Raw genomic sequence first — 16,622 nt, 5'->3', positions numbered from 1 at the left:
TGCTGGTTGGATCCCAGCCAGAGGTTTCCGGGCGCGTTGGCGGGATCCCGTCCCCGGCCACGACTTTCTGGGCAGGCGCCTTGGTCGACCCCAGGGAGGAAGAGGCGAAGGGGACAGGGATCCCCGCTCCCGGCCAGCCGCCACCCCTTCCTGAGACGCTGCCGGCCCTGGCGCGGCAGGCCATCGCCCACTACTTCGCCACCGGCCAGGTGCTGCCCGCCCCAGAAGAGATCCCGCCCCACTGGCGGCGCCCGGCGGGAGTTTTTGTTACGGTGACCAGGGAGGGGCGGCCCCGCGGCTGTTGGGGCAGCTTGGATCCCGGCGGCGAGGATCTGGCCAGGGCCACCATCCGGGCAGCGGTGGGGGCTGTTACCCGCGACTGGCGCTATCCGCCCCTGCGACCTGGGGAGCTGGAGTCGGCGTCCATCCAGGTGGCCATCGTGCGACGGGTGGTGCCCATCCCCTCGCTGGAGCAGGTGGATCCCACCCGCATGGGCCTGTTCATTCGCACGGGCACGCGGGGGGCGGTGTTGCTGCCCGGAGAAGCCCTGACAACGGAATGGCAGCTTTCCACCGCCAAAAGGTTGGCCGGGATCCCTGCGGATCAGCCAGTGGAGCTGTTTCGCGTGGAGGCGGAGCTGCTGCATGAGTTTTGAGGCCCAACCCGACCGGTGGCTGGCGGCGGTGCTGGGCAACACCCACGTGCGCTGGGGCTGGTTTGTGGGGGAGACCTTGGTCAAGGTGGAACAGTTCCCTGCCCACCGGCCCTTGTCCTGGCCGGAAGAGACGGAGCTGTGGCTGGCTGCCGTTGGCTCTGCCCCTTTGCCGCCGGGATCCCCGTGGGTGCATTGCCTTGGACTCTCCCAGGTGCCGCTGCGGGATCCCTACCCCGGCCTGGGGCTGGATCGGGCGCTGGCCGTCTGGGCTGCCGGCATCCACTACGGCTGGCCCTGTCTGGTCATCGACGCCGGCACCGCCCTAACCCTGACGGGGGCTGACCCGGAGGGATCCCTGCTGGGAGGGGCGATCCTGCCCGGCCTAGGGCTGCAGGCACAGGCACTGGCCGACCACACCGCCCGCCTGCCCAAAGTGGAGTGGGAGGCGGCGGATCCCTTGCCCCCCCGCTGGGCCAGGGACACGGGGGCTGCCATCCGCAGCGGCATTCTCCACACCCTGCTGGCCGGCTTGCAGGACTTCATCGCCGACTGGCGGCGCCGCTTTCCCCAGGGGCCCCTGCTAGTAACCGGCGGCGATGGCGAGCTGCTCTACGCCCACCTGCGCCCCCTGGACAGGGAACTGCACTGGGATCCCCACCTGGTGTTGCGGGGGATCGCCGGCTGCCGTCAGTTGCACCGCGCTGCTCGGCAGTTCCCTGGTGCAGAATAGAAAACAGTCGCTTGGGGGCTTTTTATCCCCAACCCTAGAGCTCGCTCAGGCCTCCAAGGACTCTGTCCTGCTAGCGCAAACGGAGCGGGCAGCTTCTCTACCTCTTGGCAACCCAGGGATCCCATGGCCAACGGCAACTCCTTCGGCGTCTTGTTTTGCGTCACCACCTACGGTGAGTCCCACGGGGGGGCGGTGGGGGTGGTGGTGGACGGCTGCCCACCGCGGCTGCCCTTGAGCGAGGCCGACATCCAGGCGGAGCTGGATCGGCGCCGCCCTGGCCAGAGCTCCATCACCACGCCGCGCCAGGAGGCGGATCGCTGCGAGATCCTCTCCGGGGTTTTCCAGGGCTTTACGCTGGGCACGCCCATCCACATCCTGGTGCGCAACCAGGACGCCCGCCCCCAGGACTACCGCGAAATGGCCACCACCTTTCGCCCTTCCCATGCTGATGCCACCTACCAGGCCAAGTACGGCATCCGCAACTGGCAGGGGGGAGGACGGGCCTCGGCGCGGGAGACCATTGGCCGGGTGGCCGCCGGGGCCATTGCCAAGAAGATCCTGCGTCTGGCGGCAGGGGTGGAGATCCTGGCCTATGTGCAGCGGGTCAAAGACGTGGAGGCGCAGGTGGATCCCAGCTCAGTAACAGCCGAGCAGGTGGAAGCCAACATTGTCCGCTGCCCCGACCCAGAAGCGGCGGCGGCAATGATTGAGAAAATCGAAGCAGCGGCGCGGGAAGGGGATTCTCTCGGGGGAGTGGTGGAGTGCGTGGCCCGCAATGTGCCCCGCGGGCTGGGCTGCCCCGTGTTTGACAAACTAGAAGCCGACCTGGCCAAGGCGGTGATGTCGCTGCCGGCCAGCAAGGGGTTTGAGATTGGGTCGGGGTTTGCCGGCACCTACCTGACGGGCAAGCAGCACAACGATGAGTTTTACATGACCCCCAGCGGCTGGCGCACCCGCAGCAACCGCTCCGGCGGCATCCAGGGGGGCATCAGCAACGGGGAAGATATCGTCCTGCGGGTGGCCTTCAAGCCCACCGCCACCATTCGCCAGCCCCAAAGCACGGTCACCCTCGACGGGCAGGAGACGGTCTTGGCGGCGCGGGGGCGCCACGATCCCTGTGTGCTGCCGCGGGCGGTGCCGATGGTGGAGGCGATGGTGGCTTTGGTGCTCTGTGACCATCTGCTGCGCCACCACGCCCAGTGCGGATCCCTAGTCTTGCCGGAGGTGCCCATTCCTGCCGTTCCTGTGCCCCACAGTTAGCGGCAGCCGGTCGGAGCCCTTGCGGAGATCCTGATTGCGCCAGCGGGATCGAGTCTTTGTATCCTGAGAAAGAGGCGGGATCCCTGCTCATGGCCAAGGCCAAAACCGTCTGGGAGTGTAGCCAGTGCGGCGAGCGCTATCCCAAGTTTTTGGGCCGCTGCGACAACTGTGGCGCCTGGAATACCCTGACGGAGGTGGTTCTCACCCCCTCTCCCAAGTCTGGGTCACCCCAGCGTCTTGTCCCCCCGCGCAGCCGCGGCAGCGGGATCCCCCAGGCAGCCCTTCCTCTCGCTCAGGTGCACTCGGATCGCCACCCCCGCCTTTCCTCGGGCTTTGGCGAGTTCGACCGCGTGTTGGGGGGCGGCATTGTACCGGGATCCCTGGTGTTGATCGGCGGCGATCCGGGCATTGGCAAAAGCACTCTGCTGCTGCAGACTGCCGCTCATCTGGCCAAGGGCGGGCCTGTCTTGTACGTGTCGGGGGAGGAATCGGCCCAGCAGATTAAGCTGCGTGCAGATCGCCTTAGCGGGACGGAGGGGCTGGGGATAGAAAGCAAGCAGCTCTACCTATTGGCCGAGACCGAGCTGGAGGCCATTCTGGCCGAGATCCAGGCTCTGCAGCCGCAGGTGACCATCATTGACAGCATTCAGGCGATCTTCTGGGGGCAGCTTAGCTCAGCGCCGGGATCCGTCTCCCAGGTGCGGGAATGTGCCGGCCTCTTGATGCGGGTGGCCAAAAAACTGGGGGTGGCCCTGCTCATCGTTGGCCATGTCACCAAAGATGGATCCCTGGCCGGGCCCAAGGTGCTGGAGCACTTAGTGGACACCGTCTTGTACTTCGAGGGGGATCGCTTTCAGAGCCACCGCCTGCTGCGCGCCGTCAAGAACCGCTTTGGGGCAGCCCAGGAAATCGGCGTTTTCGAGATGACTGCCTCTGGCTTGGTGGAAGTAGACAACCCCTCGCAGCTTTTTTTGAGCAGCCGGGATCAGGCCACGCCAGGAACGGCCACCATCGTCGCCTGTGAGGGCACCCGCCCTTTGGTGGTCGAGGTGCAGGCCCTGGTCAGCCCCACCAGCTACAGCTCCCCCCGCCGCACCGCCACCGGCATCGAGCCCAACCGCTTTCTGCAGATCTTGGCGGTGCTGGAAAAACGGGTGGGGATCCCGCTTTCCAAATACGACGCCTACATCGCCTCCGCCGGCGGCATCCAGGTGGCCGAGCCGGCTGCCGACTTGGGGGTGGCGGTGGCCGTGGCCGCCAGCTTCCGGGATCGCCAGGTGGATCCCTTCACGGTCTTGATTGGCGAGGTGGGCCTGGGGGGACAGGTGCGCCCGGTGCCGCAGTTGGAGCAGCGCCTCAAGGAAGCCGCCAAGCTGGGGTTCCGCCACGCCATCATCCCCAACAGCCCTGTTTTGGCCGACGCTGGCCTGCGCCTCAGCCGGGTGCAGCGGCTGCTGGAGGCCCTGCTGGTGGCTCTGCCCAGCTCCGAGCCTACCCAGTGAGAGGGGATCCCCAACTGGCCCAGCTCGGCAGTCGATCTTCCGCCGAGAACCAACCTGCGGGCAAATGTCTTCATATCTATAGCGTTATATAGTAAAGTTTAATGCAAGGACAGCGACTCGATCCCTGCTCGGGTGGGCACCCTATCCTACAGACACTGGCGAAAGATACTGACCAAGGATCGACCTATGGCGTTGGTGGCCCTGTTTATCTTCGTGGTGTACCTGATCGTCTCCCGCTTGAACGCCCAAGCAGAGCGCTAGCTGCTCTCCAAAAGGGATCCGGCCAAAGCTGAGGAGGTCTGGCAGGATTTTTTGTCTCTTGCTCTGCTCAAGGAGGCAAGCCCAGGGTTGGGCTTCTATCTCTGGCGTGGGATTGGAGAAGCTTTCTGGTCACCCTTTTCCCAGCAGCCTTTGCTACCCTCGAGATGGTTTCATATCGGCTGATCGACAAACAACCGAGCAGCCCCTAGCAACCCTGCAAGGGATCCCGGCATCATGGTTTCTGCACCTTCTAGCCCCCTCAAGCCCTCGACACCAGCAGCGGAGTTTCCACCGCCGCCGCCACCGGATGTCAGCGACCTGACAATCGAGGACGACCAGCCTGTGGATAGCATCTACTCAGAGAAGCTGCAGCGCCTGCTCACCAGCGCCCTCTACGCTTCCTTTCAACCCAGGGCCAAAGACAGCGGCGAGCCGATCCCCTTCTTGGCCACGGCCAACGTCGGCCTGTTCTACGCCCTCAAGCTGCCGCCGCTGGTGCCCGATGTCATGCTCAGCCTGGAGGTGGCTCCCCCCGCCAGCTTCGAGCGCAAGGAAGATCGCACCTACTTCGTCTGGGAGATGGGCAAGCCCCCCGACGTGGTCATTGAGATTGTCTCCAACCGCGAGGGGGAAGAGCTGGGTCGCAAACTCAGGGACTATGCCCGCGCTGGGGTGGCCTACTACGGGGTATACGATCCTTTGCGGCAACTGCGGGAACTACAGGGATCCCCGCTGGTTCTTTTTCAGCGGCGGGGGGGAGAGCTGGTTCCCTTCGATTCCACTTGGCTGGAGGAGATTGGCCTGGGCTTGACCCTCTGGCAGGGATCCTTCGAGGGCGTCAACACGGAATGGCTGCGCTGGTGTGACCGAGAGGGCCAAGTTTTGCCCACCGGCGAGGAAAAGGCCGCCCTAGAGCAGCAGCGGGCCGAAAGAGAACGCCAACGGGCCGAAAGACTTTTGGAGCTGCTGCGTTCCCACGGGATCGCGCCGCCGGAAGAGTAAAAAAAGGATCCCGTCCGTTCCTGAAATCCTCTATTCCCTTTACTCCTATGTCCACTCTCCCCAGCAGCAGTGAAGCCGCCCAACGGGCCGCCCGTCTCGAGAAAGCCCGCCACCTGCAGGAGCAAGGGATCCTGCCCTATGCCTATTCTTTCCCGGTTACCCACCTGGCCGCCGAGTTGCAGGCCCAATTTGCCGATCTCGAGCCCGGCGCCGAGCGGGAGGATGTGCAGGTGGCCGTGGCCGGACGGATCCGGGCGCGGCGGGTCATGGGCAAACTGGCCTTTTTTACCCTTCAGGATCGCTCCGGCACCATCCAGCTCTACCTAGAAAAGCAACGGCTGACGGAGCACATGGGAGAGCTGGCTTTCAAGAACCTGGACAAGCTCCTCGACGTGGGCGACTGGCTGGGAGCCAAGGGCTGTCTCAAGCGCACCGAAAAAGGCGAGTTGTCGGTGCGGGTGGACGAGTACCAGGTGCTGACCAAGGCGCTGCTGCCCCTGCCCGACAAGTGGCACGGCCTACGGGATGTGGAGAAACGCTACCGCCAGCGCTACGTCGATCTCATCGTCAACCCCGAGGTGAAGCAAACCTTGCTCGACCGGGCCAAGATCGTCCGCTCCCTGCGGCAGACCCTGGAGGAGCAGGGCTTTGTGGAGATCGAGACGCCGGTGTTGCAGGTGATCCCCGGCGGGGCGGAGGCGCGGCCTTTCATCACCCACCACAACGCCCTGGATCTGGATCTCTACTTGCGCATCGCCACCGAGCTACACCTGAAGCGGCTGGTGGTGGGCGGGATCGAGCGGGTGTACGAAATTGGGCGGGTCTTTCGCAACGAAGGCATCTCCACCCGCCACAACCCGGAGTTCACCTCGCTAGAGGCCTATCAAGCCTTTGCCGACTACCACACCATGATGGAGCTGACCGAAACCCTGGTCTGCAACGCCGCCCTGGCGGTACGGGGATCCCTGCAAATTACTTACCAAGGGGAAGCCATCGACCTCACCCCACCCTGGCGGCGGGTGACGATACAGGAGTTGGTGGAAGAGGCCACCGGCATCTTCATCGACGTGGAAAAGGGATCCACCGCCGAGCTCTTGCCCGCCCTGGCCGAGCAGGGGATCCCCGATCTCTCCCCCCAGGACTCCCCTGGCAAGCTGCTGGTCAAAGCCTTCGAGCACTGCTGCGAAAGCCGTCTGCGCCAGCCGACTTTTGTTCTGGACTATCCCCTGGAGGTATGTCCGCTCACCAAGCCCCACCGCAGCAAGCCGGGGTTGGCGGAGCGCTTTGAGCTGTTTATCGTCGGGCGAGAGACGGCCAACGCCTACTCGGAGCTGACCGACCCGGTAGACCAACGGCAGCGGCTGGAGGCCCAGGCGGCCCTGAAGGCAGCCGGAGACGAAGAGGCCCACTTTCTCGACGAGGACTTCCTCACCGCCCTGGAGTACGGCCTTCCCCCCACCGGCGGCCTGGGCATCGGCATCGACCGTCTGGCGATGCTGCTGTGCGACGCCCCTAGCATCCGTGATGTCATCGCCTTCCCGCTGCTGCGACCGGAGACAGGAGAAGGTGCGGAGGAGGCTTGAGTGGATCCCTAGAAGGGGAGACTGGCCTCTTCCAAAAGCCGACCTTGGTACTCCTGGATCTGGAGGGCAGCCTGGAAATCCTGGCAGGCCCCCTGCCAATCCCCAGAGGCAGCCCGGGCCAGGGCGCGGTTGTAGTGAGCGTTGAGGTGGCAGGGGTCGATCTCGATGGCTTGGGTGTAGTCGCGGATGGCCGCCGAGAAATCCCCCTGTTGGGCGCAAGCCCAGCCGCGGTTGTTCAAGACCCAGACGCGCTCTTGGGGATCCAGCTCCAGTTGCAGCAGTTGAGTGTAGTCTGCCAGAGCTTTGTCCGTCTGCCCTGCGCGATCCCACAAGAGAGCTCGGCAGAGCAAAGCAGTGCGCTCCTGTGGGTTCAAGGCCAGGGCCTGCGTGTAGTCGGCAATGGCCAGTTCAGGGCGATTGGCCTGCCGATGCAGATCCCCCCGTTGACGGTAGGTCAGGGCCGCATCGGCCACTCCCCAGTCCCGGTTGAGACCCAGGGCTTGGTCGAGATCCGCCAACGCCCCCTGTTTGTCTTCCAAAGCCAGATGCACCCTTGCCCGCAGGGCAAATCCTTGAGAAGACTGCGGCTGCTGCTGGATCAGCGCCGTGAAATCCGCCAGCGCCCCGGCCAGATCCCCCCTCTCTTGGTGACACAAGCCCCGGTACAGCAGGGCGGCCGTGACCAGCGCTTCCGGAGCCCCGGGGCCGGCCAGCTCCAAGGCCCGATCCAAATCGGCCACCGCCCCCTCCAGGTTGTGGCGCAGGCGGCGAACCTGGGCCCGCTGCAGGTGGGCTTCCAGAGAGAGCTTCTGTTCCCCCTCTTGGGCCTTTTCCTGGATGAGCTGGTCAAAGTCGGATTCGGCCTGCGCAGGGTGCCCCAGCTCCTTCAAGAGGGAGCCGCGGGCCAGGCGGGCCATCCCGTGGTGGGGATCCCTTTGCAGCAGGCGGTCGAGATCGGACAGGGCCGCTTCCTTCTGGCCCAACTGCAGCAGAGTTTGTCCCCGCTGCCACAGCGCTTCCCTATGGTCGGGATCCTGCTGCAAAACCCGGCTGAGATCCTGAATGGCAGAAGCCAAGTTGCCCATCTGCCGATGGGCCATGCCCCGTCCTAACCAAGCCGTCCAGTCTTGGGGATCCTGCCGCAACACCTCATCGTAGTCGGCAATTGCTTCCTGCCACCGGCCCAATTGCCGATGGAGCTCGGCTCGCTCTTGGCGCAGATCCCGCCGCTGCGGCTGCAGGCGCACCGCCTCGTTCAACTGCTCTAGGGCCGCCTGCAGATCCCCCGTCTGAGCGTGCACCCGCGCCAGATCTCGGCGAATGTCCGCTTCGGCCACGGTTGCCCCCAGCGCCAAAGCCTGGTGGTAGTCTTGGATGGCCCCCGGCCCATCTCCCAGGGCAGCCCGCACCTGGCCACGATGGAAATAAGCCAAGCCTGATTGAGGATCTCCTTGCAGAGCTTGGTCGAAATCGGCCAGCGCCCCCTGCCAGTCCCCCAGCCGCTGTCGCACCATGCCGCGGCCCAGATGGGCATTCACCAAGAGCTCCGACCCGCGCGGGATCCCAGGCCGGGCCGCCCATTGCAACACCTGCGAGAAGTCCTCACAGGCTGCCGACCAATCTTCCCGCTCCGCATGGAGTTGGCCGCGGTTGAAGTAGAGCTGGGGGTTTTGCGGATCCCGCTCCAGAGCAGCCGTGTAATCCTGTAGGGCCGCCAGCAGATCCCCCAGCAGCCGATGAACCCGCCCGCGGCTGCTGTAGGCACCGGCATCTTGGGGATCCAAAGCGATGGCCTGGCTCAAGTCCGCCAGAGCCGCGGCGACGTTGCCCAAATCGAGCTGGGCAATGCCCCGATTGAGGTAGGCTTTGGCCATCTGGGGATCCAGCTCCAGGGCACGGTTGAAGTCTGCCAGGGCGCCGCCGGGATCCCCCAGCCCCTGACGGGCCAAGCCCCGGCAGAGATAGGCCCGCGACAGCTTGGGATCCAGGCCGAGGGCCTGTTCACAATCGGCCAGCGCCGGCTCCAGAGCGTTGTTGCTCAGGTGGGCCATGGCCCGCTGCAAGTAGAGATCTGCTTGGGCAGCCGCCTCTGTCCCAGAAAGTTCGCCCGTTTCCGCAGCCCGCAGCGCTATGGCCTGAGAAAAATCTTCAACAGCCCCCTGGGGATCCCCCAACACTTGTCGGGCCAGGCCCCGCCGGTAATAGGCTTTGCCCTGGCCAGGATCCAACTGCAACGCTTGGGTGTAGTCCTCGACAGCCCCCTGCAGATCCAGCAACTGGGCCCGCGCCACCCCCCGGTTGAAATAAGCCTCTCCATCCTGTGGATCCCGTTTGATCACCTCGGAAAAATCTGCTGCTGCCCCCTGTGCATCTCCCAGATGGCCGCGCACCACGCCGCGGTTGAAATAGGCCCGCACATCCTCTGGGTTGAGCTCAATGGCCCGCGAATAATCCTCAATGGCCTGCTGCTGCTGATTCAGTTGCCGGTAAGCATTGCCGCGGTTGTAGTAGGCCACCGCCCATTGCGGGTTGAGGCGGAGAGCCTGTGTATAGTCGGCAACAGCCCCCTCGTAGTCCTCCAGCCGGTAGCGGGCGATGCCCCGGTTGAAATAGGCGCGGGCATCCCCTGCCAATTGAATAACTTGGGTGTAGTCTGCGATAGCCCCTGCCAAGTCTCCACTTTTGTAGCGGGCGCTGCCCCGCTGGCTGTAGGCGCGGCTGTTGCGGGGATCCAATTGAATGGCCAGGGTATAGTCGGCAATTGCCCCCTGGAAATCCCCTTGGCGGGCTTTCTCCTGTCCACGGGTCAAGAGGCGCGCTGCCAGAACTTGATCCACCGCCAGAACAGCTTCGTCAGGACTGGGCAGCAGGGGCCGCAGCGCCTCCAGCACCTCAGCCGCCGACTGAAAGCGCTCTTGCCAGCGGGGACAGATCATGCGATCCAAAATCTCCGCCAGCTCCTCGCTGACCTGAACCAGATCCCGCCAGATAAGCTGGCCGGTGCGGGGATCATCCCGGATCTTCTGAGGGGGACGACCGGTGAGGGCTTGGATAGCCAGAACTCCCACGGCGTAAAGGTCGCTGCAGGGCTGGGGCTTGCCGTTGAGCTGTTCCGGCGCTATGTAGCCCACCGAGCCGATCACCGTCGCCAACTGGGTCTGGCCGGGGGCAGGGCTGACCAGCCGTCCCACCTCTTTCACCGCCCCAAAGTCGATCAACACCAACTTGCCATCAGCATCGCGGCGCATCAGGTTGGCCGGCTTGATATCCCGATGGATGATCTGGTGGGCATGCACATGGCGCAGGATCTCCAAAATATCCCGCAACAGTTGCAAAACCTCGGCCTCGCCCAGCGGCTTGCCCGGGATCAGCTCCTGGCTGAGATCATGGCCGGCAACAAACTCTTGCACCAAGTAAAAATCCTGATCCTGCTCGAAGTGGGCCAGCAGGCGGGGCACTTGGTCGAAGTGATTGAGCTGGTTGAGAACCTTGGCTTCCCGCTCAAAAAGCTTGCGAGCCGTGGCCAGCGTGTAGGGATCCGTAGAGAGGGGGCGAAGGCGCTTGACGACGCAGGGGCTATCGAAGGTGTCTTGATCCACCGCCTTGTAGGTCACACCAAATCCCCCTTCCCCGAGGGGATGGAGAATGCGGTAGCGCCCCCTGAGCACAGTTCCCGCCCTGATTTTGTCTTCCATAGCCAAGCCGGTCAACTGAGCAGCGCAGCCTTTTGCTGTTTTGCAGGCTGGCTCGATTCTGCCACAGGCCGGCCCCCTTGAGCGGAGAGCCCCTGGCTCGGCGGTTGGCGGGTGTCTTAGTCTGGCTGGAGAGAAACCGCGATCTGGCCTCGCCGTTCTTCAAAATTGCCGACCAACAGTCTCACCTCGATCTGCCATTCCCCCGCCAGGGCCAGGGGCACATTCTCCACCCCAAATTGGCCGGGCCCAGCCGGCGCCACAGTGCGGCGTAAAGGGGGGATCCCCTGTTCCGGCAGAGAGAACCCAAGGGTCAGCTCCTGGGCCGGGATCCCTTTCACTTCAACCCGAATTTCATTCTCCCCAGGACGACAGGGCAGAATCCTCAGGTGCAAGCTGCCTTCCGGCCAGCTCAATTTCTCCTGGCAGGACGAGACTACCCCAGGGCCAGGGGGAGCCTGGGCCACGAGGAAGCTGGTCAAGGCCAGCACCAGAACGAGCCCCACCAGCTCTAGGCGGACGATCCGGCGCAGGGATCGAGCCGCCGCCCAGACCCCTGCCCGCAGCGCCGGCAGCAGCCGCAGCTTGTTGTGGGCGGCCAACCCTAGGATCATCAGCACCAGCAGCAGCTTGGCCCAGAGGTACTGCCCGTATGGATGATCCCAGTCCCAGCCGCGGTGGATCCCCCCCATTCCCACCCCTGCCAGCACCAGCCCCGGCACGGCCCAGGTGGCCACATCGGAAAACCGCTGGATGAGGCCTACTGCGGGGGGAGTCAACTCAAGGACTCCGTCCCGCTGGCGCGAACGGCTCAGCAGGCGCTCCAGCCCCCACAACCCCCCCAACCAAAAAGCCGAGCCGGCCAGGTGCAGCCCCAAGAGGGCCATCGTCCCTGCTGGATACTCGCTGGTGAGGGCATGGCCGATGGGCAAAAACGAGCCAATCACCGCCATCGACCCCAATCCGCTGGCCCAGCCAGGGCCGCCCTCGCAGGCCCAGATCAGGATCCCTAGCCCCACCAGCCGCAGCCCCGTGCCCCAACCATAGGGAGAGGCCAGCACGCTCAGCAGCTCCGGCCCGGCAAAGTGGGGGTAGAGCTGGGCCAGGTGCAAACTCAAAGCCACCAGCGTCAGGCTGAGGGTGAGCCAGGCAGCCGCAAAAGCCCAGGCCTCGGCAGAGAGCTCTATTTCATCTGCAGCGCCCGACCGCCCCCGCACCAGCCGCCACCAGCCCAGCACGCCCACCACAAACAGGCTGCCCAGGTAGATCCCCCAGCGCACTCCCACCAGCGGCCAATAGAAGGGATCCCCCGCTTGGGCTGCCCTCGCCGCCTGCAACAGCCCCGGATCCGCCGTCCCCACCTGAAAGGCAAACGAACCACTCACCGGATGGGAATCGGCAGAGATGGCCCGCCAACTGACGATGTAAACCCCTTCCGGGATCTCCGCCGGCAAATCCCCCTGCGGTGCGTTGCCCGTGCCGACCAAGTTTTCCAGGGGCAGCACCTGGCCGTTGCCGTCCAGAACCTGGAGCTGCGTGAGCTGCACAGGTTCATTGAAGACCAGCCGCACCTGCGCCGGCGCTTCCTGCAGCATCGCTCCATCTTCGGGAAAGGTGGAGAGCAAGCTGGCATGGGCAAAAACGGGCTGGATCCCGCCCACCCACAGCAGGGTGCCCAGGAGACCAACCCGAATCCAGAAGAGGATCCCCTTTTGCAAAAAAGACATGATTCCAGCGGCAACCCGGCTAGCGAGCGCCATGGCCGTGGCTGTGTCCCTGTCCGTGGCCGTGGGTCTCTCCTTTGTCCGTCAGCTTCAGCAGCGGCGCCGGCTCTGGCAGGTTTTTGGGATCCTCCCCCGGCTGCGCCACCTGGATCCAGCGGTACATGCCTTGTTCACACTCCTGGATGACCGGGATGGGGATAGTCTCGCCGGGGCGATCCGGCAGCCTGAGGCTGAGGCTGAACTCATCCATGAACTCATCCGGCAGGGATCCGCCGCTCCAGATCACCTCGGCCACTGTTTCGGTGATCATCTTCCCGTGGGACTCGTAGGGCTTATCCAGCGGCTTTTTCACCGTCTCAATTTTCCAGAGGGGGTGCACCATCGGCTTCACCGAGGTGGCCCCTTCCGGGATCTGCACCCGCAGGCGAATGGTCGGGGAGCCATCGCAGCCATGGGGCACGCGGAAGGTGAGCTTGGCAACGCTGCCCGCCGGGGCCTCTTTGGGATGGACGGTCACATGGGCCCAAGCAGAAGAAAGGGGCACAACGCTCATTCCCAGGGCCAGCAGAGATTTCTTGGCCAAGGCCAGGTAACTGTGCCAACTGAACATTGTAAATACTCCTTAACAACGCTAGGTGGAAAGAGAACCGGTCAGGATCCGGCCAACAAAACCTAAGGATGGTGATGGGATCCGTGGGATTCGGTCACGCTCATGCTGTGCTGACCCCAACTGGAAAGGCCCATGGACACCAGGCCGGCGCTGGCCAAGCCCATCGACACCAGCCCAAAGGAGAGGGCGCCCATGGCCACCAGGCCAATCGAGAGAATGCCGTGGGTCACCACGCCGATGGCCACCACCCCATGGGCAGAAATGCCCACCGCCACCAAACCATGAGCCCCCACCCCAACCGACAAGATTTTGCGGCGGGATCCCTGTGCTCCACAGCTCTGCTCCTGCGGCATCTGAGGTGCCAGGGTCAGATCTTGAGTCCTCTCCTGGGCCATTAGCCTTTGCTCCAGTTGTGCTCAGCCCGGTCTAGAACGTAGGCGGCCACGGCTTCGATTTCTTCTGGCTTGAGAAGCTTGCCAAAAGCGGGCATGGCCCCTTTGCCGTTGCGCACCTGGGCCTGGATGAGCTCAGGGGTATCCACGTGGTACTCATGAAGAGCCGCCAGAGAGAGGTTTTTCGCTGCCACCAAACTGTTGCGCCCGTTCAAGTGACAGCCCACACACTTGGCTTGAAAGACCTTAGCTCCCAAAGCCAAATCCGGTTCCGCAGAAGCCACTTGTGGGCCCCAAAAGACGGCGGCGCCGACCAGCAAAAGCAGCAAGAAGAGTTTGACAATCCGCATTTTCCTCTCAACAATCTGCAAAAGACCGTTCATGGAAAAATCCAGCTTTTGAAGCCAGACCATTATCTCCGGCAGGTCAGGTCAGGTCAAAAGACAGCCTGTCAAGTCCCCTGCAGGTACCATGGGGTGTAGGATCCCCAAGGCCATGAGCGGTCTGCCCCCCGAGTTCATTCAACTGGTGCGCCAGAAGGCCGACCTCGTCGAGGTGGTGGCGGAAAAGGTGGTGCTGCGCAAGCAGGGCAAGAATTTCGTCGGCCTCTGTCCTTTCCACAATGACCGCAAGCCCAGTCTTCAGGTCAGCCCCAGCAAGCAGATCTACAAGTGCTTCTCCTGCGGGGCGGGCGGAGATGTCATCCGCTTTGTCAGCCAGATGGAGCGCCTCTCCTTTGCCGAGGCGGTGCGCCACTTGGCCCGCCGCTACCATGTGCCGGAGCCCAGGGGATCCCTCTCCCAGGACTACGAGCGCCAACTCTCCCGCCAGGAAAAGCTGCTGGAGATCTTGGCCCTGTCCGCCGATTTCTACCAGCACGCCCTCCGCTCCCAGCTAGGATCCCTGGCCCGCCAGTACCTGCACAGCCGACGCCTGAGGGAAGAAACCTTGCAAAAATTTCAAATCGGCTTTGCTCCCCCCGGCTGGCACTCGCTCTACGAATACCTGGTCAACCAAAAGCGCCAACCGGTCCAACTTCTAGAAGAAGCCGGCTTGCTGGTTCCCCGCCAACAGGGATCCGGACATTACGACCGCTTCCGCAACCGCATCATGCTGCCCATCTTCGACCTGCAGGGGCGGGTGATCGGCTTTGCCGGCAGAGCCTTGGGAGAGGAGCAGCCCAAGTACCTGAACTCTCCAGAAACCGAGCTGTTCAACAAAAGCCAGGTGGTCTACGGCCTTAACTTTGCCCGCGACGCCATTGCCAAGGCCGACCAAGCCTTGGTGGTGGAAGGGTACTTTGACGTCATCGCCCTGCATCAGGCGGGAGTTGCCCACGCTGTAGCCGCTATGGGCACGGCTTTGACGCCCCACCAGGTGAAAGTCCTGCTGCGCTATACCCAATCGAAGCGGCTGATTCTCAACTTTGATGCGGATCGGGCCGGGTTGAACGCGGCCAACCGGGCCATTGAAGCCATTGAAGACCAAGCGCGGCGCGGAGAAATCGAGCTGCGCATTCTCACCCTTCCCGAGGGCAAAGATGCCGACGAGTTTTTGCAAGAGCATCCTGTTTCTGAGTTTCAAACCTTGCTCAGTCAAGCTCCCCTGTGGCTGGATTGGCGAATTGAACAGGTGCTGGCCGGTCGGGATCTGAGCCGAGCCGCGGATTTTCAGCAGGCCCAGCAAGCCCTTGTGCAACTGCTGGCCGGTTTGGGTGGACAATGGCGCTCTTTATACTTGCATAAAGTGGCAGAATTGCTCAGCCGCGGCAACGGTCGCCTCAGCCGGGACTTGGAAGAAGACCTGCGCCGTGCCGTGCGCGGCTACCGCTGGGCCAAACCCCGCCAACCTCCTGCCAACAAGGGATCCAAGCTCTTACAATCGGAGTCCCATCTTTTGCAGATTTTCTTGCATTTTGCCGAGTACCGCCGCGAAATTCGTGAGACCTTGTTGGAGCGAGAGCTGCAGTTTAGTTTTCGCCCTCACCGAGAGCTGTGGCAGCGGACTTTGGAGTTGCTGGCGGCGCAGCCGGAGCTGGAAGACCAAGAAGAGCCTTTGCTGACGGCTTTGCGCACCCTCTGCGCCCATGAGGAACAGCTCAACGAGCGCCTCAGCCATCTGCTCTGGCTGGACGAGAACACCCGTGTAGCCTTGATGCGTCCACGGATGGTGGTGCGGGCCGCCATTGCCAATATGGAGCTGGAAATTCGCCAGAAACGCTACCGCTACTGGACCCAACTGTGGGATCAAGCCTTTTCCGAGGGCAACACCGTCCTTGCCGCCCAGTACCAGGCCAGCATCCAGCAGGAGTACCAAGCCATTCAAGCGCTGCAGCGGCAGGTGCAATTGAGCCTAGAAGACCTGTCGGAAGCCCCACTGGCCGAAGATTTGTGAGTCATTTCCAATAGCAATGAAACGGCTCGTTACCTTGAACCCTAACTCCCCCTTTCCAAAGAGAGAGGAGCTGGGGGTAGGGCTGTCACCGCGCCCCCTTACACTGTTTAAGATAGCCCGCTCTGCCAGTGGGATCCCCATCCGGTAGGATAGAAACAAAAGCAATTTCCAAGCCATGGAGGTTTCCTGGAGGGAGGGATCCACAATGTCTGTTGCTGGGCAGGCTTCGGTTCGGGTGAGGCTGTCTCGGCTCCTGCGGGGGATGGTGTTTTGGGGGCTGCTACTATACCTGGGGGTCATTCTCCTGGGGCTTCCGGCCTGGGCAGAAGACTACACCAAACGAGATCTGCAGGGCATGAGCTTTGCCGGGCAAGACCTGAGCGGCTGGAAATTTCTCAAGGCCAACCTGCGCCAAAGCGATCTCAGCCATGTCAAAGCGGCAGGGGCGAATTTGTTTGGGGCCAACCTCAGCAAGGCCAACCTGCGCGGGGCCGATCTGCGCGGCGCCACCTTGGACATGGCTAACTTACAGGGCGCGGATCTGCGAGAGGCACAACTGCAGGACAGCATGATGTGGTTGGCTCGAGTAGAGGACATCCAGATCGAGGGGGCGGATTTCACCAATGCCTTGATACGGCAAGATGCCCTTGCCATCCTCTGCGAGCGGGCCAGGGGCGTTAACCCCGTCACCGGTCGCGCCACCCGCGATACCCTCGAATGCGACTAGTCCTCACCCCCAGCCCCTCTCCCTGAGGGACACCCCTCACCCCCAGCCCCTCTCCCTGAGGGACACCCCTCACCCCCAGCCCCTCTCCC

Annotated in this window: 13 protein-coding genes; 8 read left to right on the top strand and 5 right to left on the bottom strand. The window is 63.5% G+C overall.

Going from position 1 to position 16,622, the window contains the following annotated elements; all coding sequences use genetic code 11:
- The 6 genes from NW853_RS11570 to lysS all read left to right on the top strand — a co-directional run.
- Window positions 1-656 (top strand): AMMECR1 domain-containing protein (locus tag NW853_RS11570; protein WP_414349080.1); only part of this gene is annotated, 656 nt, incomplete at its 5' end.
- Complete coding sequence (locus tag NW853_RS11565) at window positions 646-1,386, top strand: pantothenate kinase (RefSeq protein ID WP_414332922.1); 741 nt, start codon at window positions 646-648, stop codon at window positions 1,384-1,386. The genes NW853_RS11570 and NW853_RS11565, both read left to right, overlap by 11 nt.
- 123 nt (window positions 1,387-1,509) lie before the next feature.
- Window positions 1,510-2,646, top strand: a complete 1,137-nt coding sequence (gene aroC / locus NW853_RS11560; protein ID WP_414349079.1) for a chorismate synthase — start codon at window positions 1,510-1,512, stop codon at window positions 2,644-2,646.
- A gap of 89 nt (window positions 2,647-2,735) precedes the next feature.
- Window positions 2,736-4,148: a DNA repair protein RadA gene (gene radA, locus NW853_RS11555; protein WP_414349088.1), complete on the top strand. Its 1,413-nt coding sequence runs from the start codon at window positions 2,736-2,738 to the stop codon at window positions 4,146-4,148.
- Between the two features lie 495 nt (window positions 4,149-4,643).
- A complete protein-coding gene (locus tag NW853_RS11550) occupies window positions 4,644-5,411 on the top strand; it encodes a Uma2 family endonuclease (protein WP_414332919.1) in 768 nt (255 codons plus the stop codon).
- Between the two features lie 47 nt (window positions 5,412-5,458).
- Window positions 5,459-6,994 (top strand): lysine--tRNA ligase, encoded by a 1,536-nt coding sequence (gene lysS, locus NW853_RS11545; RefSeq protein ID WP_414332918.1) that lies wholly within the window; start codon window positions 5,459-5,461, stop codon window positions 6,992-6,994.
- A gap of 8 nt (window positions 6,995-7,002) precedes the next feature.
- On the opposite strand, the gene NW853_RS11540 is transcribed toward lysS, so the two are convergent.
- The 5 genes from NW853_RS11540 to NW853_RS11520 all read right to left on the bottom strand — a co-directional run bounded on the left by NW853_RS11540 (window position 7,003) and on the right by NW853_RS11520 (window position 13,795).
- Window positions 7,003-10,704: a tetratricopeptide repeat protein gene (locus tag NW853_RS11540; RefSeq protein ID WP_414349078.1), complete on the bottom strand. Its 3,702-nt coding sequence runs from the start codon at window positions 10,702-10,704 to the stop codon at window positions 7,003-7,005.
- Window positions 10,705-10,805: 101 nt separating this feature from the next.
- Window positions 10,806-12,413 (bottom strand): copper resistance CopC/CopD family protein, encoded by a 1,608-nt coding sequence (locus NW853_RS11535; protein ID WP_414349077.1) that lies wholly within the window; start codon window positions 12,411-12,413, stop codon window positions 10,806-10,808.
- A gap of 19 nt (window positions 12,414-12,432) precedes the next feature.
- Window positions 12,433-13,020, bottom strand: coding sequence for a YcnI family protein (locus NW853_RS11530; RefSeq protein WP_414349076.1), 588 nt, complete (start codon window positions 13,018-13,020; stop codon window positions 12,433-12,435).
- A gap of 62 nt (window positions 13,021-13,082) precedes the next feature.
- Window positions 13,083-13,415: a hypothetical protein gene (locus NW853_RS11525; protein ID WP_414349075.1), complete on the bottom strand. Its 333-nt coding sequence runs from the start codon at window positions 13,413-13,415 to the stop codon at window positions 13,083-13,085.
- Window positions 13,415-13,795, bottom strand: a complete 381-nt coding sequence (locus tag NW853_RS11520; RefSeq protein ID WP_414332911.1) for a c-type cytochrome — start codon at window positions 13,793-13,795, stop codon at window positions 13,415-13,417. The genes NW853_RS11525 and NW853_RS11520 overlap by 1 nt, the downstream gene beginning before the upstream one ends.
- 112 nt (window positions 13,796-13,907) lie before the next feature.
- On the opposite strand from NW853_RS11520, the gene dnaG reads away from it, so the two are divergent.
- Together dnaG and NW853_RS11510 are read left to right on the top strand one after the other, a co-directional pair.
- Entirely contained in the window at window positions 13,908-15,806 is a 1,899-nt protein-coding gene (gene dnaG, locus NW853_RS11515) for a DNA primase (protein ID WP_414349074.1), read from the top strand.
- 205 nt (window positions 15,807-16,011) lie between these two features.
- Window positions 16,012-16,533 carry a pentapeptide repeat-containing protein gene (locus NW853_RS11510; RefSeq protein ID WP_414349073.1) on the top strand — a complete coding sequence of 174 codons (522 nt, stop codon included), beginning with the start codon at window positions 16,012-16,014 and terminating at the stop codon, window positions 16,531-16,533.
- Window positions 16,534-16,622: the final 89 nt, after the last annotated feature.

This window comes from Synechococcus sp. H55.11, assembly GCF_047462475.1.
In the GTDB taxonomy this organism is placed as follows: domain Bacteria; phylum Cyanobacteriota; class Cyanobacteriia; order Thermostichales; family Thermostichaceae; genus Thermostichus.
Note: the sequence above shows the minus strand (reverse complement) of the source record. Positions and strands in the feature narration are given on the sequence as shown.

Coding starts and splice junctions, on each gene's coding strand:
- NW853_RS11535 (WP_414349077.1), bottom strand. CDS start 12,413: ATGTCTTTTTTGCAAAAGGGGATCCTCTTCTGGATTCGGGTTGGTCTC.
- lysS (WP_414332918.1), top strand. CDS start 5,459: ATGTCCACTCTCCCCAGCAGCAGTGAAGCCGCCCAACGGGCCGCCCGT.
- aroC (WP_414349079.1), top strand. CDS start 1,510: ATGGCCAACGGCAACTCCTTCGGCGTCTTGTTTTGCGTCACCACCTAC.
- dnaG (WP_414349074.1), top strand. CDS start 13,908: ATGAGCGGTCTGCCCCCCGAGTTCATTCAACTGGTGCGCCAGAAGGCC.
- NW853_RS11550 (WP_414332919.1), top strand. CDS start 4,644: ATGGTTTCTGCACCTTCTAGCCCCCTCAAGCCCTCGACACCAGCAGCG.
- radA (WP_414349088.1), top strand. CDS start 2,736: ATGGCCAAGGCCAAAACCGTCTGGGAGTGTAGCCAGTGCGGCGAGCGC.
- NW853_RS11565 (WP_414332922.1), top strand. CDS start 646: ATGAGTTTTGAGGCCCAACCCGACCGGTGGCTGGCGGCGGTGCTGGGC.
- NW853_RS11520 (WP_414332911.1), bottom strand. CDS start 13,795: ATGAACGGTCTTTTGCAGATTGTTGAGAGGAAAATGCGGATTGTCAAA.
- NW853_RS11530 (WP_414349076.1), bottom strand. CDS start 13,020: ATGTTCAGTTGGCACAGTTACCTGGCCTTGGCCAAGAAATCTCTGCTG.
- NW853_RS11510 (WP_414349073.1), top strand. CDS start 16,012: ATGTCTGTTGCTGGGCAGGCTTCGGTTCGGGTGAGGCTGTCTCGGCTC.
- NW853_RS11525 (WP_414349075.1), bottom strand. CDS start 13,415: ATGGCCCAGGAGAGGACTCAAGATCTGACCCTGGCACCTCAGATGCCG.